Source organism: Myxococcus qinghaiensis, from assembly GCF_024198215.1.
Classification (GTDB): Bacteria; Myxococcota; Myxococcia; order Myxococcales; family Myxococcaceae; genus Myxococcus; species Myxococcus qinghaiensis.
This window is the reverse complement of the sequence record NZ_JAKCFA010000013.1, coordinates 279,536-297,553: the sequence shown is the minus strand read 5'-3', so window position 1 is coordinate 297,553 and position 18,018 is coordinate 279,536. Positions and strand designations below refer to the sequence as shown.

The following is an 18,018-nucleotide window of genomic DNA, read 5'->3' as shown; positions in this document are numbered from 1 at the left end:
GTCTCCCGGAGCCCGTGGCCGCTCCCGTCGGAAAAGGCCACCTCGACACCGTCCCGCAGTTTCCGCTTATTCATGGATTGTCGGCTTTGTCTTGAATGTAGGTGTAGTCCCTCCTAAACTGCCTGGGCAGCGTGGGCAGTATTGGGAGGCCGTGGAAGATGTCGGTGAAAGTTCAAGGGCTTGGGATGGCCCTGGCCTGTTCGCTGCTGGCGGGCGGGTGTTCGTCGCCCCAGGTCGCGGACCCCGATATCGTCCGTCCCGCGCCGGGTGCGCCATTCCTGGACAAGCTCCCGGGGCCGATGCTGGGGCCGTTCAGCTCGCCCTCCAGCGCCCTGCTCGCGGCCTGTCGGAAGATCCTCACCAAGCCGAACTCGAGCGCGGGCGCTCGGGACCACCAGGACTTCGATGTCCGGTGGCGTGTCTCCAGTGAGTACTGCGCCTGGATGTATTACACGCCGGACCAGCAATACGTCGTGAGCAAGCTGACGGACCAGTCGCGAGTCGACCCGTTGCAGCGGAGCAAGAGCTGTCTGCTCCCCTCCTGGGTGGATGATCCGCGCTATCCGCCCGACGCCATCCGATACATCTACGCCCTGCACAACCATCCCTATGGCAGCAGCCTGACGGAGAACGACATCCGGTTCATTGTCTCGGAGGGGCTCGCGCACGGCTTCGAGAGCGAGACGAAGGATGGGCGCTTGCGGCTCTCCGTCGTCGCCTTCTTCTCTCGAAACGCGTCGGAGCCGTCGTGTGACGGCTTCCACCAGTACATCCCGTTGACGGGGCAGTTGTTGAAGTGGACGCGCGGCGGGGCGAACTGGCAGTGCGAGCAGACGGGCTCGGTGCGCTGGTCGGATGCTGATACACGAACATTCACCGTGCAGAAGAAGAACTCGCCGTGCGAGGGGAGCAAGACGCCATGAAACATCTGCTCCTTCCCCTGCTGCTGCTGCTCGTGTCGAGCTGTGTCCGGCACGCGGGGGCTCGCACCGCGAATCCTCCAGGGGACCCGTCCATCCAGTTCCCGGACACGCCAGGCCAGGACGCCATCTCCCTGGCCGCGGAGGGACAACCCTATGTCCTGGATGGCGCGATGCTCGGCGCGCTCTCGATTGCCGCCAATGACCTCCTGCCGTTGGAGTCGCGCGAGCGCTCGTGCTGGAACCGGCAGGAGTCGTACCTGTATCGCGTGCTCCGACAGGGGGATGTGTTCTTCGTGAGCATCTCCGCGAACCCCACCGCGTGCGGAGCGGAGCCCCGCATGTTGGATGGTGGCGCGGCGTACGCCGTCGGGATGGATGGGCGCATTCTCCGGCGGCGCTTCGACGGAGAGCCGGAGACGTTGGTGCCGGGCGGGTCCACGCCCGATGCGGGCACGGAGTCCGATGCGGGCACGTCTGCTGACGCCGGCATCCCCGTGGGAGACACGACGTGGGGCAAGCCGCTCCAGCCTGTTCCCTCCTGGTGGACGGATGGCGGTACGGATGCGGGAGCGGCGCCCCGCTGAAGGCTCACGCGGCGGCGCGAGCCGAGAGCCTGCGCGACAGCAGCGCATCGAGCGAGAAGCGCCCGGGCCCCGCGGTGAGCAGCAGCACGGACACGGCGATGTACAGCGTCGCCAGCTCCGAGGAGCCGGAGCCACCCGCGCTGCGCCCTCCCGCGCGGACGAGCCAGGTGGGCAGCCCACCGAACGGCTCACCGGGGCCGGTGGTGACGCCCATGACGCTGAGCCGGATGAACGGGTCACCGAATGGAATGTGCGCGATGACGATTCCCACGAGCATCGTCACGGCGACGCCCAGCGTTGCCAGCGGTGTCGCGACGCCCACCATCCACGCCAGCCCGCCGAAGAACTCGGCGGCGGCGCCGAGGAACTGGAGCACGCCAGGCACGGGCGCGCCTTCTCCCATCCACGTGAAGGGCGTCACCATCTTCCCCGCGCCGTGGAGGGCCATGAGCCCGCCGGTGAGGACCCGCAGCACGAGCAGGCCCGTGGACAGCGAGCGGTTGGCGGGACGAGGGTCGACGAGGAAGTGGGATAGTTGAAGCGTCATCGGGATTTCTCCGGAGCGTCGTTTTCCAGCAGCGAGAGGGCGAAGCGCAGGGAGGAGCGGACGAGCGCGGAGTCAGGCTCTGTCTTGCCCACCACGCTCATTCCCTGCACGAGCACGACGAGGTGCGCGGCCAGCTCATGCGCGTCATGTCGTCGGCTGAGAAGTCCCTGCTCCTGGGCCTCTACGATTGCGGGCTCCAGGGCGGCGGCGAGCTTCGCGAAGGATTGTCCGACCACGGCACGCACCTCGGGGTCATGCGGCGCGACCTCCGCCGCGGTGTTGGCGAGCAGGCAGCCACGCGTCCTTCCCGGCCCCGTGCAGCCCTTGCCGCGCACGCGCAGGTAGTGCTCCAGGCCGGCGCGGGGATTGGCGCCATGGGACAGCAGCTCTCGAATCTGCACGGCGCTCTGGTCCGCGTAGCGGCGCAGCGAGGCGAGGAACAGCGCGCGCTTGTCACCGAAGGCGGCGTAGAGGCTGCCCTTCAGGACGCCCGTCCCCGTCTCCAAATCCCGGACCGACACGGCGTGGTAGCCGGTCGTCCAGAATTGCTCGATGGCGCGGTCCAGCACCGCGTCCTCATCGAAAGTCTTGGGTCGCCCCATGCGCACTCCTCGCGAGCCCCGAGGGGCCGCGCGTTCTTGGACGCTCGTTCAAATAACGATTGTTGGACGAGTGGTCAAGTTCGAGTGACGTGGATGGGAACGGCCTCGAGGGCACGGGTGTCGAAGGTGCCCACGCTGGCTGTGGGCCTGGCCGGCAGGAGGCGACACATGTGGGTGGGTGGAAGGTGGGGGCTCGTCACGGCAGGGCACGAGCTGCCTGTTGCCGTGGAGGCTGGATGACCCGCGCTATCCGCCAGGGTCATCCAGGAGCACGACGGTCCTGTACAGCGGTGTCCATGGAAGTGAGCTGTCGGAGGACGAGCTCAACTTCATGGTGTTGGAGGGGGAGCGCCACGGCATCGAGAGCGAGCCAGGCCGTGCGCGTGCGTTGCTCTCCATCACGCTCACCATCGCGAGGAATGCCAGGATGCCCTCGTGTGATGGGTTCCACGAATACATCCCCATCACCGGGCAGATTTTCAGGCGGATGCGCTCGTCCGAGGGCTGGCGGTGCGAGGTGACCGGGGAGGTGAGCTGGGTGGATTCAAAGCTCACCGTGAAGCGCCTGCGACGTCCCTGTCAGACCCCCTGAATGACCTGAGCGAGTCTCACGAAGTGGTGGAGTCAGCGCGGATGATGACGAACTGAACCTGTGCATCGAGCAACAGCCTCAGAATCTCAGGAGTCCGCTGCATCGCTGCTCACATCCTTGGGGCGGAGTGCTTCGTACAGCTCCGTCATTCGCTGTAACTGCTCGATGCGCTCCGTCGGAGTGAGCTCGAGATTTTGTAGCAGAAGGGACACGTCCACGCCCGCCTCGATGGCGGCGTCCCAGTGAGGCCCATGGCTGGGAAAAGACTGCCGGAGCAGGTCCCGCATATCCATGGCCCTACTCTAGGTCGGGCGCGGCTTGCCCGCTTCGCTCCTCGCTGTCCGAGGCGCTACTTCTGGATGCGAGGCGCCACCGCGCGGTGGAAGTGAAATACGAAGGACGGCCGTGTCAGACGGGCTGACGCGGCCGCGCTTGTCATGCTCAGGGCGAGGCGCTGTGGGTGTTGGCCCCGCACTTCGCTTCGAAGAGCTGGAGCCTGTCGCGCAGTTGCTTGCGGTAGGAGTCCGGGGTGGACTCGTGCAGCATGTCCAGCGCGCGGCGCTGGAGCCCGAGCGCCTCCTTGCAGCGGTTCAGCTGGAAGGACATCGCCGCCTGGAGCGTCAGCGCGTAGGGGTCTCCCGGTGCGAGCTCCACCGCGCGACGGGCCACGGGGAGTCCCTTCTCGGGCTGCTGGGTCTGCTGGTAGTGCGCGGCGAGGCTGGCGAGGATGCGTGAGTCCTTGGGCAGCAGCTCGGCGGCACGCTGTCGGGCCTGCTCGAGCGTCTGGCGTTCGCTGTTCGGGTCTAGGTGCTCCGCCAGCAAATCCCAGGCGCGACCATCGTCGGGGTGTGCCTGCACCAGGGTGCGGGCGCGAGCGAGGTGCTCCTGGGGGGTTGGCTGGAGCTGCGCGGCGAGCACGGCGACGCTCACGCTGACGGGGTCCTCCTTCTGGCCCTGCTCCACCTCGGCGCGCGCCTTCTGGAGCCGCTCTTCCTGGGGCCGTGCGCCAATGCCATGCAGGTGCATGCGCCCGCGCAGGGCGTGGACATCCGCGGAGTCCAGCTCGCGCACGGTGACGTCCCGGGGCACGGGGGGCAGGGGCAAGGTGAGGATGGCGGAGCGCCCGCTCCAGACAAACGTGCGCAGGTCCCCTCGCAGGTCTCCCGAATCCTTGAAGGCGAGGTCCCAGGCGCCGCGCGGGTCCTCGGCGCGGGCCAGCCGGGTCTGCAGCTCGTCGAAGCGGTCGGGGTGCATGTTGATGAGGTAGTGCACCCAGACCCAGGCGGAGGCGTAGTGCTGCTGGGTCTCCGCGGCGCTCATCGACTCCTTCTGGTCCCAGGCCCAGAGCTCGTCGACATCCAGCCAGCCGTGCTGGCGCACATAGTCCAGGCTGTTCTTGTTCGCCCGGCCGAGCACGGCCTCCTGGGTGCTGACCTTGACGTGGGTGGTCTGCAGATACTGGGCGAGCCCCTCCGCCAGCCACCGGGACTGGCGCAGCAGCACGTGTCGGCTCAGCTCGTGCGCCAGTTCATGGGTCTGCAGCTCCTGCTCGGGCCCGTCGTCCAGCACATAGCCCTCGCCCGACATGACGAGCAGCGTGCCCTGCTGCGTCGGTGCCACGAAGCCCACGTAGTTGCCCTGGATGAACTCCTTCAGCTCATCGGCGTTGCGCAGGAGGATGACGTCCACGGAGCCGGGGGGATTGAAGTCCGTCCCCCACGCCAGCAGCAGGGCGCGGCGGAGCTTCTCCAGCTCGAGCGCCGTCTCGGTGGCAGCCTGGGGCGTCAGGTTCGTCTGGATGCGGAAGTGCTCGCTCTGGACTTCGGTCCAGGGCCGCCCGCCTTCACGCGGACACATCGCGCGCGAGCCAGCGCAGCCGGTGGAGAGCGCCAGGACCAGGCTCATGAAGACAACGTGGAAGTTCATGCGCGGGGTTCTGGCATGAACGCCAGGAGAAGGAGAAGAGACGCGCCGAGGGGAGGGCAGGGAGGCGTGAGGCCCGGGCATGAAGTCAGCCTCGTTCGACGGTGAGGCTTCCCTTTCCATGATGAACCGTTGGAGGTCCGCCTCCGGCCTTCCAGCTCAGGGCGACGAGGCAGTCAGGAAAGCCGGTGACTGGGGGATCGCGCTTGAGCCCTTGAGCGGGCCCCTGGAGGTCGGAGAGTCGATAGCTGGAGGGCGTCACTCCTTGATTCTGGAAGGCCCGAGGGACTCCGGTGAGGTGGATTTTCGGCACGTGTCCCAAGAGGACGGCCCCGCCTTCCCCGGGTTGAAACCCTGGGAGGCGCTTGGTCGCGTAGGGCGTGGCTACCCAGGTGGGTTCATCGTCTGGCCCCATGCGTGTCAACACCGCGGGGTGCTGTGCCTTCGTCGAGCCGTGATGAGCCACCTTGAACGCGGCATGTCGAGGCGCCTCGGCGTCGAACGCGAGGACGTCTGTCCATCCGGCACCCGGAATCTCCACCAGGTCCGAACCCAGGAGGATGCGAAGCCCCGCCCATTCCACCTGCAGCACGGTGGAGAGGCGATTCGAATCGAAGTCCTGCTTCGCGGTCCATCGCCGGACTGCCTCGGTGCGTGTTGCGGGCGCGGGCGACAACACCTTGAGCCTGGCCTCGCCGAAAGGGAGGACGTCACCCTGGTCGAGCTTCAAGCGACAGGAGGGAACTCGCTCCCAACGGTCGAAGATGGCGCTGACGGCCTGCTCCGCGACGCCGCTGTCGTAATAGTGAGTCAGGTGCGAGAGGTCGGAGGGGGTTGTTTCGTCGCGAGGCCATACGAGACCGATTCGCGGCCAGGTTTTCGGGTCTGGGTCGGTCGTCGCGGCGTCAATGACCTCGGCGACGCCCTTTGCGTGGTCGAGGTGCGGGTGCGTCAGGATGACGAAGTCCGGGGTCACGCCATAGTGGTCCAGCAACTGCTGGCCATAGTGGCGCCCTCCCACGGAGCAGCCATCCACCACCAGCCATCTTCCTGGGGGCGCTCGCACCACCACCAGCTCACCCACGCCTGGACCAAAGACAAAGAGCTGAAGGGAAGCGTCCTCAAGTGCTGGAAGGTCCACGTCTCAGATACCTGTCTGGTGGCGGGAACAGTGACGGAAGGTCGGGCGCCTCGAAGGGGACGACAGGATGGCTCCGGAGAAACTCCGCTTCGCCCTGGAGCTTGATGATTTCCACGAACGTTCCCGCGGAGGGAACCTCCTCGCGGTCCCTCAAGTCTTGAGTCAGGTTCCGGTATTGCTCGAGGCTCAAGTCGTACCAGGCGAAGGGTGATTCGTTTCCCCGGTGGGGTAATTGCGCGACCCGGAGATGGACTTCATCCGTTGCGGCGGCTGCGACGCGCCCCGGGAGCCATCGCTCCACCCGGGATTTGTCTGACGCCCTGTGGAGGAGATGGGGTCCATTCCATTGCTCCGAAAGGGGGATGTTGGGGGGGAAGACCTCATCACCCGCTGCCGCCACCTGGAGCGCCGCGTGGAGTCGCTGAAGCGCTCGATACCAGGGTAGTCCTTCACGCATCGACAAGGGGACGTCGTCGAGCACCTCGCGTGCGAACTCGAGCTGACCTCGGTGCAGGAGCAGGCGCGCGAGTTCACCATGAAGCTGTCGATAGAGCTGCTCGTTCGTCGACGAGCCCGAGAAGAGCAGGACCGCGAGAGCTGACTCCCAGGCGCTTCGAGCCTCACGTACCCGTCCGCGCGTCACAAGGAAGTTGATGAACCGGCTGTGATACCAGACGTGCTCGCGGTTGCCGTGGATGGCCTTCTTGAATTGCGTCTCGACGCGCTGTGGCTCCCTCGCGAGGATGTCCAGGTTGTAGCCGAGATAGTGGTTGGCGTAGGCGTCGTCGGAGTCATGCGCGAGCGCTCGCTCATAGGCATGGATGGCCTCTTCATGACGATGCTGCTGGCTGAGCACCCTGCCCAGGGCGTCATATTGCTCGACGAAGAAGAGAGACCGCTCCATCAGGCGTGAGGCATCCCCGGCTTGTGTCAGGTGATGGATGACCTCGAGTTCATGTCGCACGGCCTTGCGGACCCAATACTTGCCCTTGCTGTGCTCATAACGCGCATCGTGGTAGCGAGCCGCCTTCCGATGGGCCTGCAGACGCTCGCCACCTGTGAGCCACTGCCATTGGGCCGCCTCCAGGGCGATGGCTTCGTGAAGAAGGAGCTGCTCGGGCGTTCCAAAGAGGAGGACGTGCCGCAAGAGTTGCTGACAGAGCGCAGGCAACTGCTGCGCGCCCATGTCGTCGAGGGCTTCGTGGTCGAAAGGCGTCCGAAGGAGCGCCAGTCGCCCCAGGACCTTCTTGAGCTCTGCTTCTCCCTCTCCAATCTGCCCCAGCAATTGGTTGAGGAGTTTGTGGAGCGCATACTGGGAGGAGACGACCTTGGCCGCGCTGGCTCCGGTGGCCACGAGTCCCACCCGAAGCCGAAGCTCCAGGGGAGATTGCTCCGCGAGCTCTCCACCGCCGACTCGCAGCACCTGCTCCGCGGCGGATGACAGCGCATCGCCCCAGGCTCCGGCGGCGAGGACATCCTCCGGGGTGGAGCGCCTGGCCACCATGACTTCTCGTGCCTCGGGCAGGGAGCTTGAGGTCGCGACGACCTTCTTGAGTCCCTTGATGCCCAGGATGGTTCGGGAGAAGTCCGCCGCGCGGTCGGAGAAGACCGAGGAGAGCGGACTGGGTGCGGGTGGAAGGAAGGGCTCGTCGAACAGAATCAGGGTGCGTGGCGCGCGCGACGTCAACTGACTGGCCACGTTGAGGAGCTTGCCCTTCCACGTGATGTCGCTGCGCTTGACCGTTTTCAGGAGCTTGTCGTCGTCAAGCTGTGCCGCGAGGTCGACGAGTGCAACGGGGCCCGCGTCAAGGCTCTGTTCATCCCGTGGCGGTGCAATCAGGATGATGTCCTTGATGTCGGCCAGCTTGCGCGAGGCGAGCTCGCGCAGCGTCGACGACTTTCCCGCGCCAACCGGGCCCGAGAGCACCACGGTACTTGCCCCCTCGCTCAATTGGCGCAAGACCTCCGCTGTGGCATCCCTGACCGCCAAGGGGGGAAGCTGCTGGCTCACGTGACCTCCTTCATCACGCTTCTATCATGGGCCAACGACGCGCATGTCGCTGGTGAGCAGGTCGCATTCGCTCACGACCTGACGTTCTCAAGCATGCCCGTCCACTCTGGCGCTGGTTCCCGGGTTGGCTGGGGCTACTCCTTCTCGTCGCCCGCCAGGATGCGAGGCGTCGCCGCGCGGTGGAAGCCCTCGTACGGCTTGGACGCGGAGGTCTCCTCCAGCGGGAAAATCTTGGTGTTGCACGACGCGCCACCGTCAATCTTGATGACCTCGCCGGTGATGAACGCCGCCACGTCCGTGAGCAGGAACACGATGGCGCCGCTCACCTCCGCCTCCGTGGCCAGCCGCTGCAACGGCACTTCCTTCTTCAACAGCGGGATGAGCGCCTTGACGCCCTCGTCCTGGTAGCTGTCCATGCCGCTCGACGCCACCCAGCCCGGCGCCACCGCGTTGACGCGCACGCCCGTCGCCGCCCACTCCACCGCCGCCGTCTGCGTCAGGTTGAGCATGCCCATGCGCGCCGCGCCCGAGTGCCCCATCCCCGGCATCCCGCCCCACGCGTCCGCGAGCATGTTGACGATGGACCCGCCGTGGTTGCTCATCGACTGGAGATACACCTCGCGCGCCATCAGGAAGCCGCCCGTGAGGTTGGTGGCCACCACCGCCTCGAAGCCCTTCTTGGAGATGGCCGCCAGCGGCGACGGGAACTGCCCGCCCGCGTTGTTCACCAGGCCGTGGATGCGCCCGCGCGCCGCGACGATGCGCGCCACCGTGGCCTTCACGCCTTCTTCATCGCGGATGTCCACCGTCTCCAACGAGCACTCGCCGCCGTCCTCGCGCAGCTCCGCGGCGACCTTCTCCAGCTTGTCCAGCTTGCGGCCCACCAGGACGACGTGCGCGCCGAGCGCCGCCAGCTCGTGCGCGGTGCAGCGCCCGATTCCGCTGCCGCCTCCCGTCACGACGATGTTCTGTCCCTTGAAACAACCCGGTGCGAATACAGAGCGGTAACCCATGTCGTCTCCCGAAGTGGCCCCGTGCGTGGCGAAAGGGCCCGTGGTGTCCGTGGACGCCTCGCGGCGTCAGTCTCCCGCTTTCCGGCCCCGCCGGGAACGCAGCGCGTCCTCCAGTGTGAGCGACCAGCGGTGGAGAATCCTCTTCCTGCGCGCGCTGTCGTCCCGCAGCAGGTTGGCGAGCCCCAGGCCCCGGATGAGGTCCAGCGTCGCCTGAATCAGCTCACGCGTCTCCGGCTCGCGGTCGTCCACGCCGAGCAGCGCCACCGTGAGCCGGTGCACCTCTCGCCCCACCTTCGCCTCCACGGGCAACAGCTGCGCGCGCAGCTCCGCGTCCGCGCTCGCCGCCACCCAGAGCTGCGCCACCGCCGCGAAGAGGGGCTGGGTGTAGAAGCCCGCCAGCATGTGCAGGATGCTCTCCGTCCGCCGTGCCTCCGCTGGCTGCCGGGCCGCTCTCCGACTGAGCTCCTCCACCTGCTGGTGCCCCACGTACTCCACCGCCGCCGCGACCAGGTCGCCTCGCGTGGGGAAGTGGTGCTGACAGGCGCCGCGAGACACGCCCGCTCGCTCGGCGATGACCGTCATGGTGGAGCCCGCCCAGCCCAGCTCCGACAGGGCGCCGATGGCGGCCTCCATCAAGCGCTGCCGGGTCACCCGGCTGCGCTCCTGTTCCTGTCTGCCCGGGGGCGGTGATTCGCTCACGAAGCCAGCTTGAAAGGCACCCTCGAAAAAAGCAAGCGCGCTTGCTTTTTTAAGGACGCCCTCCCACACTGCCCGCATTCAGGCTGGACGTGGAGAGCGCATGAGCGAGTCCCCCCTCCGTATCGGCAATGCCTCGGGCTTCTATGGAGACCGGTTCTCGGCCGTCCGGGAGATGCTCGAAGGCGGCCAGTTGGACGTCCTCACGGGCGACTACCTGGCCGAGCTGACGATGTTGATTCTCGGCCGCGACAGGATGAAGGACCCGTCCACCGGCTACGCCAAGACGTTCCTCCGGCAGATGGAGCAGTGCCTGGGGCTCGCGCTGGACAAGAAGGTGAAGGTCGTCGTGAACGCGGGCGGGTTGAATCCGTCCGGCCTCGCGGTGGCGCTGCGCGAGCTGAACGACAAGCTGGGCCTCAAGGCGCGCATCGCGCACGTGGAGGGAGATGACCTCTCCGGCAGCGCGGACGAGCTGGGCCTCGGCTCGCCCATCACCGCGAACGCGTACCTGGGTGGCTGGGGAATCGCGGAGAGCCTGCGCGCGGGAGCGGACGTCGTCGTCACCGGTCGCGTGACGGACGCCTCGCTGGTGGTGGGCCCGGCTGCCGCGCACTTCGGCTGGAAGCGGGACGACTGGGACAAGCTCGCCGGAGCCATGGTGGCCGGCCACGTCCTGGAATGCGGCACGCAGGCGACGGGTGGCAACTACTCCTTCTTCAAGGAGCTGGATGTCCGCCGGCCCGGCTTCCCCTTGGCGGAGCTGCACGCAGATGGCTCGTCCGTCATCTCCAAGCACGAGGGCACGGGCGGCGCGGTGACGGTGGACACGGTGCTCGCGCAGTTGCTCTACGAAATCACCGGAGCCCGTTACGCGGGACCTGATGCGACGGCGCGGTTCGACTCCATCACCCTTGCGGATGACGGCAAGGACCGCGTGCGCATCTCTGGAGTGAAGGGCGAGCCGCCTCCGCCCACCGTGAAGGTGTGTCTCAACCACCTGGGTGGCTACAAGAACGAGGCGACGTTCATCCTGGTGGGGCTCGACATCGAGGAGAAGGCGGCGCTCATCCGCGGGCAGATGGAGGCGGCGCTCACTCGCAAGCCGAAGGAGACGCACTGGACGCTGGTGCGCACGGACCGCGAGGACGCCGCCACGGAGGAACAGGCCGCGGCCTTCCTGCGGGTCGTGGTGAAGGACGCCGACCAGAAACTCGTGGGTCGCTCCTTCAGTGGCGCCGCCGTCGAACTGGCGCTGGGCACCTATCCCGGCTTCACCATGACGGCGCCGCCGTCGGATGGCGCGCCGTACGGTGTCTATACGCCGGCCTATGTCGACGCGAAGCGCGTGGAGCACGTCGCCGTGCTGCCGGATGGCGCGCGCACCCTCATCCCGCCCACGGAGCAGTCCCTGAAGCTGGCGCCTGTCGAGCCGCCCGCGTTGCCGGAGGCGCTGCCCTCGGGCCCCACGCGGCGGGCACCCTTGGGGCGCATCGTCGCGGCGCGCAGCGGTGACAAGGGCGGCACGGCGAACATCGGCGTGTGGGCGCGGACGGACGCGGCCTGGCGCTGGCTGGCGCACTTCCTCACGGCGGAGAAGCTGCGCGAGCTGCTTCCGGAGACGGCGGCCTATCCGATTGAACGGCACGACTTCCCCCAGCTCCGAGGGGTGAACTTCGTGGTCGACGGGATTCTGGGCGAGGGCGTGTCGTCATCGACGCGCTTCGACCCGCAGGGCAAGGCGCTGGGGGAGTGGCTCCGCTCGCGCCACGTGGACATCCCCGAGTCGCTGCTTCGTGAAGGAGAGGGTTGAGCCGATGCCAAGAATCACATCGCGGGTGAACACGGGCTCGGAGTCGTTCCAGGCACAGCGCGCGGACATGCTGGCGCGCCTCGCGGAGCTGCGGGGCGTGGAGGCGAAGGTCCGCGCCACCGAGAACAAGGCGACCGAGAAATTCCACAAGCGTGGCCAGTTGCTGCCTCGAGAGCGGCTGATGATGCTGTTGGACCGGGGCTCGCCCTTCCTGGAGCTGTCCACGCTGTGCGGATACGGCTACCACGACGACAGTGATGGCTCGCTGGCGGGTGGCAACAGCATCGCGGGCATCGGCTACGTGTCCGGCGTGCGTTGCTTCGTCTTCGTCAACAACTCCGCCATCAAGGGCGGCACCGCGTCGCCCTGGGGCGTGCAGAAGGCGCTGCGCGGGCAGGCCATCGCGCTGCAGAACAAGCTGCCCATGGTGTCGCTCGTGGAGAGCGGCGGCGCCAATCTCATGTACCAGCAAGAGATTTTCATCCCGGGCGGGGAGACCTTCTACAACCAGGCGCGGATGTCCGCGGCGGGCATCCCGCAAATCACCGTGGTCCACGGCTCCAGCACGGCGGGTGGCGCGTACCTGCCCGGCCTGTCCGACTACGTGGTGATGGTGAAGAAGAAGGCGAAGGTGTTCCTCGCCGGTCCGCCGCTGCTCAAGGCCGCGACGGGCGAAGTCGCCACCGACGAGGACCTGGGCGGCGCGGAGATGCACGCCACCGTCGCGGGCACCGCGGACTACCTGGCCGAGGACGACGCCGACGCCATCCGCATGGCGCGCGAAATCGTGTCCAAGCTCGGCTGGAACGAGCGACTGGCGGCGGCCGCGCCCACGCTCTACGAGGAGCCGCGCTACTCGCCGGATGAGCTGTGCGGCGCCATCCCCGCGGACTACCGCAAGCCCTACGACTGCCGCGAAATCATCGCGCGCTTCGTGGACGGCTCCGACTTCACGGGCTTCAAGGACGCCTATGACACGCACACCGTCTGCGGGTGGGCGAACCTCTTCGGTGCGCCCATCGGCATCATCGGCAACAACGGCCCCATCAGCCCGAAGGGGGCGACGAAGGCGGCGCAGTTCATCCAGCTCTGCTGCCAGTCGGGCACGCCCATCGTCTACCTCCAGAACACCACGGGGTACCTGGTGGGGACTCAGCCGGAGCAGGGCGGCATCGTCAAGCACGGCTCGAAGATGATTCAGGCGGTGGCGAACGCCACGGTGCCGCAGGTGACGCTGCTGGTGGGTGGCTCGTTCGGCGCGGGCAACTATGGAATGTGCGGCAGGCCGTTCCATCCGCGCTTCATCTTCGCGTGGCCCAACGCGCGCACGGCCGTCATGGGCGGCGAGCAGGCGGCGAAGGTGATGTCGATTGTCTTCGGCGAGAAGCTCGCGCGTGACGGTGGGGTGGTGGACGAGGAGGCCATTCGCGCCTTCACCCAGCCCATCGTCGACCAGTTCGACAAGGAGTCGCACCCCTTCAACGCGTCGGCGCGGTTGTTCGACGACGGCATCATCGACCCGCGCGACACGCGGCGGGTGCTCGGCTTCGTCCTGTCCATCTGCCGCGAGGCGGGTCGACGCGAGGTCAATCCCAACAGCTTCGGAGTCGCACGCCTGTGAGAGGAGCGAACGGGATGGAGCGTTTCAGCAAGGTCCTCATCGCGAACCGGGGTGAGATTGCCGTGCGGGTGATTCGCACGTGCAAGCGGCTGGGCTACCGGACGGTGGCGGTATTCTCCGAGGCGGACCAGGGCGCGCCGCACGTGCTCGCGGCGGACGAGGCGGTGCCGATTGGCGCGTCGCCCGCGAGGGAGTCCTACCTCGTCATCGACAAGCTCATCGGCGCGGCGAAGGCGTCGGGGGCCCAGGCGATTCATCCGGGCTACGGCTTCCTCTCGGAGAACGCGGCCTTCTCGCGCGCGTGCAAGGAGGCGGGGCTCGTCTTCATCGGCCCGGACGCCGAGGCCATCACCCTGATGGGCAACAAGCGTCAGGCGAAGCTGCGGATGATTGCGGCCGGTGTCCCGTGCATTCCCGGCTACGAGGCGTCCGACGCGGACGACGAGGCGCTGGCGGTGGAGGGCGAGCGCATCGGCTTCCCGCTGATGGTGAAGGCGGCGGCCGGCGGCGGTGGGCGCGGCATGCGACTGGTGCACGAGGCGTCGCAGCTCCGCGCCGCGCTGCGAGGCGCGCGCTCGGAGTCCACCAATGCCTTCGGCAGCGGCGAGCTCATCCTGGAGCGGGCCGTCGTCAACGCGCGGCACGTGGAGATCCAGGTCTTCGCGGACGAGCACGGCAACGTGGTGCACCTGGGTGAGCGCGACTGCTCGGTGCAGCGGCGTCACCAGAAGATTGTCGAGGAGAGTCCGTCCCCGGCCGTCAGCGCGGAGCTGCGCGAGCGGATGGGACAGGTGGCCGTCACGGCGGCGAAGGCGATTGCCTACAAGGGCGCGGGCACCATCGAGTTCCTCCTCGCGCCGAGCGGCGAGTTCTACTTCATGGAGATGAACACCCGTCTCCAGGTGGAGCACCCCGTCACGGAGGAGATTACCGGCCTGGACCTGGTGGAGTGGCAGCTGCGTGTGGCCTCGGGCGAGGTGCTGCCGCGCGCGCAGAAAGACATCACCTGGACGGGGCACGCCATCGAGGTGCGCCTGTGCGCGGAGGACCCGGCGAAGCAGTATGCGCCGCAAGCGGGGCGACTGCTGACGTGGCGGCTGCCTTCGCGCGAGGGCGTGCGAATCGACCATGGCGTGCGCGAGGGGCAGGACATCCCGCCCTTCTACGACTCCATGCAGGCGAAGGTGATTGCGTACGGCTCGGACCGGGAGCAGGCGCGGCGGCGGCTGGTGGAGGCGCTGCACGAGCTCACCGTGTTCGGTGTCACCACGAACAAGGCCCTGCTGCTCCACGTGCTGGAGGACGGCACGTTCCGCTCCGGCGTCTACGACACGGGCTTCATCGGCAAGCACGCGGACAGCGCGACGCTGGCGCGGCTGTACGAGACGACTCCGCGTGAGCGCGCGCTGGCGGCGACGGCGCTCTTCCACGACGAGGCGCAGGCGCTCGCGAAGCGGAGCGGGCTGGACGGCTCGCTGGTGAACTGGAACACGGCGTACACGCATCCCGTGGCGATGAAGCTGGAGGACCGGAACGGTGAGTCGAAGGTCTCCGTGCGGCCGGTGTCTCCGACGCGGTACGAGGTGAGCGCGGGCGGCGAGCCGCTGGAGGTCGGCGTGCTGGGCCTGTCGGACAGCGTGTTCGACTACTCCATCGCCGGGACGCGAGGCCGTGCGCGCTATCTGCGCAGCGGGGACTCGCTCTGGCTGGACCTGGGCGTCGGGGCACGCCGCCTCACGGACGTGACGTTCCGTCAGCCGAAGTCGACGGAGGGGGCGGGCACGGGCCGACTGCTCGCGCCGATGGACGGGCGCATCCTGCGCGTGGATGCGAAGCCGGGTGACGTGGTGAAGCCGGGTGACGTCCTCCTCGTGCTGGAGGCGATGAAGATGGAGTTCCAGCTCGCGGCGGACATCCCGGGCGTCGTCGAGGCGGTGAATACCTCGGTGGGCGGTCAGGTGTCAGCGAAGCAGCTGCTGGTGGTGCTCACGCCGGAGGCGAAGCCGAAGGAGCCGCCGGCCTGAGAAGCTCGGGCTCCGGATGCCCGTTGCCCGTCCCCTCGATTCAGGGGTGGTGGAGCTGTTTGTCGTCGCCGGGCTGAGCGCGCTGTCGGCTCAGCCCGAGCACGGCGAGCCCGATGAGGCACAGGGCGGCTCCAGAGGCGCAGACGCCCGCCCAGCCGAAGTGGGTCCACATGGTGGTTCCCAGCCAGGAGCCACCCGCGCCGCCCGCGAAGTACGTCACCATGTAGAGGGTGTTGAGGCGGCTGCGAGCCTCCGGTCGCAGGGCGTAGACGCGCGTCTGGTTGGAGATGTGGTTGCCCTGGGCGCCCAGGTCGAGCAGCACCACGCCCAGGGCGATTCCCCACAGCCAGCGGCCCAGTGGCCACATCAACACGAAGGACAGGAGCAGCACGCCGATGGCCAGCATGTTGATGCGCCGGCCTCCGTGCGAGTCCGCGTAGCGGCCCACGAGGGGCGCAATCAGCGCGCCCACGACGCCGACGACACCGAAGAGGCCGGCGACCTGGGGGCCGTAGTGCTGGGGGAGGCTCTGGAGGTACAGGGCCAGCGTGGACCAGAAGACGCTGAAGGCGCCGAAGGTGAGCGCTCCGAGTACGGAGTGCAGGCGGAGGATGGGCTCGGTGCGCGCCAGGTGGATGAGTGAGCGCATCAGCTCCGGGTAGGGCATGGCGGCCACGGCCGGCTGCGAGGGGAGGGTGAAGCGCAGCACCAGCGCGAGCAGGAGCATCAGCCCGGCGGCAATCCAGAACATGGAGCGCCAGCCCAGGTGCGTGCCCACGAAGCCAGCGGCGGTGCGCGACAGGAGGATGCCGATGAGCAGGCCGCTCATGACGGTTCCAACGACGCGTCCACGCTGGGCGGCGGGGGCCAGGTGCGCGGCGAAGGGAACGAGGAGTTGGGGGACGATGGTGGTGGCGCCCACGATGAAGCTGGCGAGGACGAGCCACGGGAGGGAAGGCGCGAGCGCGACGCCGACGAGGGCGACGCTCACCAGCGCGGACATGGTGACGATGACGCGCCGTCGCTCCAGGCTGTCGCCGAGCGGGACGATGAGCAGCATGCCCGCCGCGTAGCCGACCTGGGTCAGCGTGGGCACGAGGCCAAGCGAGCTTCCCGAGGCGTTCAGCTCCCGGCCGATGTCTCCGAGCAGGGGCTGGTTGTAATAGAGGTTCGCGGCGGTGGCGCCGGAGGCGGCGGCCATGAGGCCCACCAGGCCGGTGCTGAGCGTGGCGTGAGCCGGTTCCGAAGGGGCGGGTGTCGACATGGAAGGCGCCGCGCACTCTCTGCCCGGAGCGCGCCCGGGTCCAGTGACACGTGAGTCGCGTCACGCCTGCTTGCTGGTGAGCACACGGTGAGAGGGAACACCGTGTGGGGTGGGCGGGTGCGAGAGGCTTAACGCCGAGCCCATGAGTGCGCAGTGCCTCTCGTGCAGGGGGCGGGAGGGGCGCCCCGTGTTCGGCTCGGTGTAGGCTTCCAGGCATGGCTGGAGTCACCATCGCGCCGGAGCGCCTGCCCGTCATCGACATGTCCCCGCTGTTCGACGCGTCCCCTTCCGAGGCACGGAAGCAGGTGGCGCGAGACATCGAGCAGGCGTGTCGCGACACGGGCTTCTTCTATCTCTCCGGACATGGCGTCTCGGACGTGGTGCTCGCGCGGCTGGAGGAGGAGAGCCACCGCTTCTTCGCGTTGCCACGTGAGGCGAAGGAGGCCATCGCCATGGCGCACGGCGGGCCCGCGTGGCGTGGCTGGTTCCCGTTGGGGGGCGAGCTGACGTCAGGGAAGCCGGACCGCAAGGAAGGGCTCTACCTGGGTACGGAGCTGGGGCCCGAGCATCCTCGCGTGAAAGCCGGCTGGCCGCTGCACGGGGCGAACCTGTGGCCGCCGGAGGTGCCGGGGCTGCGCGCGGTGGTGCTCGACTACATGGCCGGTGTCACTCGCGCGGCGCATGCGCTGATGGAGGGCGTGGCGGAGAGCCTAGGGCTGGAGCGGGACTACTTCCACCGGACGTACACGGCGGACCCCACGGTGTTGTTCCGTGTCTTCCACTACCCCGCGGAGCCGGAGCCCACGGATGGCGAGGAGCGCTGGGGTGTGGGGGAGCACACGGACTATGGGCTGCTGACGCTGCTCGCGCAGGACTCGAATGGTGGGCTGCAGGTGAAGTCGCGGCGCGGGTGGGTGGAGGCGCCGCCGCTGCAGGGGACGCTGGTGTGCAACATCGGCGACATGCTCGACCGGCTGACGGGCGGTTGGTATCGCTCCACGCCGCATCGGGTGAAGAACGTGAGTGGGAGGGACCGGCTCTCGTTCCCGCTCTTCTTCGACCCGGACTTCGCGGCGGAGGTCCAGCCTCTGCCGAACGTGGCTTCGGCGGATGTGGATGAGGACCGTGCCCGGCGTTGGGACGGAGCGAGTGTCCACGCGTTCGAGGGCACCTACGGGGACTATCTGCTGGGGAAGGTGTCGAAGGTGTTCCCGCAGCTCGTGCGACGGGTGCTGTAGCTCACGCGAGTGGGCTCCATGAGGCC

16 protein-coding genes are annotated in these 18,018 nt (G+C 67.9%); 7 read left to right on the top strand and 9 right to left on the bottom strand.

Going from position 1 to position 18,018, the window contains the following annotated elements; genetic code table 11:
• Window positions 1–185: 185 nt before the first annotated feature.
• Both LZ199_RS25300 and LZ199_RS25295 read left to right on the top strand, forming a co-directional pair.
• Window positions 186–923, top strand: coding sequence for a hypothetical protein (locus tag LZ199_RS25300; protein WP_253996312.1), 738 nt, complete (start codon window positions 186–188; stop codon window positions 921–923).
• Window positions 920–1,507, top strand: coding sequence for a hypothetical protein (locus LZ199_RS25295; protein WP_253996311.1), 588 nt, complete (start codon window positions 920–922; stop codon window positions 1,505–1,507). Before LZ199_RS25300 ends, LZ199_RS25295 begins: the two co-directional genes overlap by 4 nt.
• Window positions 1,508–1,511: 4 nt before the next feature.
• Here LZ199_RS25295 and LZ199_RS25290 read toward each other — a convergent pair whose 3' ends face one another.
• Together LZ199_RS25290 and LZ199_RS25285 are read right to left on the bottom strand one after the other, a co-directional pair.
• Window positions 1,512–2,054: a DoxX family protein gene (locus tag LZ199_RS25290; RefSeq protein ID WP_253996310.1), complete on the bottom strand. Its 543-nt coding sequence runs from the start codon at window positions 2,052–2,054 to the stop codon at window positions 1,512–1,514.
• Window positions 2,051–2,656: a TetR/AcrR family transcriptional regulator gene (locus tag LZ199_RS25285; RefSeq protein WP_253996309.1), complete on the bottom strand. Its 606-nt coding sequence runs from the start codon at window positions 2,654–2,656 to the stop codon at window positions 2,051–2,053. The genes LZ199_RS25290 and LZ199_RS25285 overlap by 4 nt, the downstream gene beginning before the upstream one ends.
• 331 nt (window positions 2,657–2,987) lie before the next feature.
• Here LZ199_RS25285 and LZ199_RS25280 point away from each other — a divergent pair, with 331 nt between their 5' ends.
• On the top strand, window positions 2,988–3,248 hold the full coding sequence (locus LZ199_RS25280; protein WP_253996308.1) for a hypothetical protein: 261 nt from the start codon (window positions 2,988–2,990) through the stop codon (window positions 3,246–3,248).
• Window positions 3,249–3,334: 86 nt separating this feature from the next.
• On the opposite strand, the gene LZ199_RS25275 is transcribed toward LZ199_RS25280, so the two are convergent.
• The 6 genes from LZ199_RS25275 to LZ199_RS25250 all read right to left on the bottom strand — a co-directional run bounded on the left by LZ199_RS25275 (window position 3,335) and on the right by LZ199_RS25250 (window position 10,035).
• Window positions 3,335–3,541 carry a hypothetical protein gene (locus LZ199_RS25275; protein ID WP_253996307.1) on the bottom strand — a complete coding sequence of 69 codons (207 nt, stop codon included), beginning with the start codon at window positions 3,539–3,541 and terminating at the stop codon, window positions 3,335–3,337.
• Window positions 3,542–3,689: 148 nt separating this feature from the next.
• Complete coding sequence (locus LZ199_RS25270) at window positions 3,690–5,174, bottom strand: DUF1570 domain-containing protein (RefSeq protein ID WP_253996306.1); 1,485 nt, start codon at window positions 5,172–5,174, stop codon at window positions 3,690–3,692.
• 85 nt (window positions 5,175–5,259) lie between these two features.
• Entirely contained in the window at window positions 5,260–6,312 is a 1,053-nt protein-coding gene (locus tag LZ199_RS25265; protein WP_253996305.1) for a ComEC/Rec2 family competence protein, read from the bottom strand.
• Window positions 6,293–8,242: a tetratricopeptide repeat protein gene (locus tag LZ199_RS46755; protein WP_253996304.1), complete on the bottom strand. Its 1,950-nt coding sequence runs from the start codon at window positions 8,240–8,242 to the stop codon at window positions 6,293–6,295. The genes LZ199_RS25265 and LZ199_RS46755 overlap by 20 nt, the downstream gene beginning before the upstream one ends.
• A 215-nt stretch (window positions 8,243–8,457) precedes the next feature.
• Entirely contained in the window at window positions 8,458–9,336 is an 879-nt protein-coding gene (locus tag LZ199_RS25255; protein WP_253996303.1) for an SDR family oxidoreductase, read from the bottom strand.
• Window positions 9,337–9,402: 66 nt separating this feature from the next.
• Entirely contained in the window at window positions 9,403–10,035 is a 633-nt protein-coding gene (locus LZ199_RS25250; protein WP_407667246.1) for a TetR/AcrR family transcriptional regulator, read from the bottom strand.
• 100 nt (window positions 10,036–10,135) lie between these two features.
• On the opposite strand from LZ199_RS25250, the gene LZ199_RS25245 reads away from it, so the two are divergent.
• From LZ199_RS25245 to LZ199_RS25235, 3 genes are read left to right on the top strand one after another with little or no spacing between them, the layout of a single operon-like run.
• Complete coding sequence (locus tag LZ199_RS25245; protein ID WP_253996301.1) at window positions 10,136–11,845, top strand: acyclic terpene utilization AtuA family protein; 1,710 nt, start codon at window positions 10,136–10,138, stop codon at window positions 11,843–11,845.
• Between the two features lie 4 nt (window positions 11,846–11,849).
• Window positions 11,850–13,466, top strand: a complete 1,617-nt coding sequence (locus tag LZ199_RS25240) for an acyl-CoA carboxylase subunit beta (protein WP_253996300.1) — start codon at window positions 11,850–11,852, stop codon at window positions 13,464–13,466.
• Between the two features lie 14 nt (window positions 13,467–13,480).
• Entirely contained in the window at window positions 13,481–15,490 is a 2,010-nt protein-coding gene (locus LZ199_RS25235) for an acetyl-CoA carboxylase biotin carboxylase subunit (RefSeq protein ID WP_253996299.1), read from the top strand.
• 40 nt (window positions 15,491–15,530) lie between these two features.
• Here the strand turns inward: LZ199_RS25235 and LZ199_RS25230 are convergent, their stop codons facing one another.
• On the bottom strand, window positions 15,531–16,691 hold the full coding sequence (locus LZ199_RS25230) for an MFS transporter (protein WP_253996298.1): 1,161 nt from the start codon (window positions 16,689–16,691) through the stop codon (window positions 15,531–15,533).
• A 278-nt stretch (window positions 16,692–16,969) separates the two neighbouring features.
• On the opposite strand from LZ199_RS25230, the gene LZ199_RS25225 reads away from it, so the two are divergent.
• Window positions 16,970–17,992, top strand: coding sequence for an isopenicillin N synthase family dioxygenase (locus tag LZ199_RS25225; RefSeq protein ID WP_253996297.1), 1,023 nt, complete (start codon window positions 16,970–16,972; stop codon window positions 17,990–17,992).
• Window positions 17,993–18,018: the final 26 nt, after the last annotated feature.

What these genes read in the sequence shown, in the direction of transcription:
- LZ199_RS25235 (WP_253996299.1), top strand. Translation starts at nt 13,481, where the DNA reads ATGGAGCGTTTCAGCAAGGTCCTCATCGCGAACCGGGGTGAGATTGCC.
- LZ199_RS25285 (WP_253996309.1), bottom strand. Translation starts at nt 2,656, where the DNA reads ATGGGGCGACCCAAGACTTTCGATGAGGACGCGGTGCTGGACCGCGCC.
- LZ199_RS25280 (WP_253996308.1), top strand. Translation starts at nt 2,988, where the DNA reads ATGGTGTTGGAGGGGGAGCGCCACGGCATCGAGAGCGAGCCAGGCCGT.
- LZ199_RS25275 (WP_253996307.1), bottom strand. Translation starts at nt 3,541, where the DNA reads ATGGATATGCGGGACCTGCTCCGGCAGTCTTTTCCCAGCCATGGGCCT.
- LZ199_RS25255 (WP_253996303.1), bottom strand. Translation starts at nt 9,336, where the DNA reads ATGGGTTACCGCTCTGTATTCGCACCGGGTTGTTTCAAGGGACAGAAC.
- LZ199_RS25240 (WP_253996300.1), top strand. Translation starts at nt 11,850, where the DNA reads ATGCCAAGAATCACATCGCGGGTGAACACGGGCTCGGAGTCGTTCCAG.
- LZ199_RS25230 (WP_253996298.1), bottom strand. Translation starts at nt 16,691, where the DNA reads ATGGCCGCCGCCTCCGGCGCCACCGCCGCGAACCTCTATTACAACCAG.
- LZ199_RS25295 (WP_253996311.1), top strand. Translation starts at nt 920, where the DNA reads ATGAAACATCTGCTCCTTCCCCTGCTGCTGCTGCTCGTGTCGAGCTGT.
- LZ199_RS25225 (WP_253996297.1), top strand. Translation starts at nt 16,970, where the DNA reads ATGGCTGGAGTCACCATCGCGCCGGAGCGCCTGCCCGTCATCGACATG.
- LZ199_RS25300 (WP_253996312.1), top strand. Translation starts at nt 186, where the DNA reads ATGGCCCTGGCCTGTTCGCTGCTGGCGGGCGGGTGTTCGTCGCCCCAG.
- LZ199_RS25245 (WP_253996301.1), top strand. Translation starts at nt 10,136, where the DNA reads ATGAGCGAGTCCCCCCTCCGTATCGGCAATGCCTCGGGCTTCTATGGA.
- LZ199_RS25290 (WP_253996310.1), bottom strand. Translation starts at nt 2,054, where the DNA reads ATGACGCTTCAACTATCCCACTTCCTCGTCGACCCTCGTCCCGCCAAC.
- LZ199_RS25270 (WP_253996306.1), bottom strand. Translation starts at nt 5,174, where the DNA reads ATGAACTTCCACGTTGTCTTCATGAGCCTGGTCCTGGCGCTCTCCACC.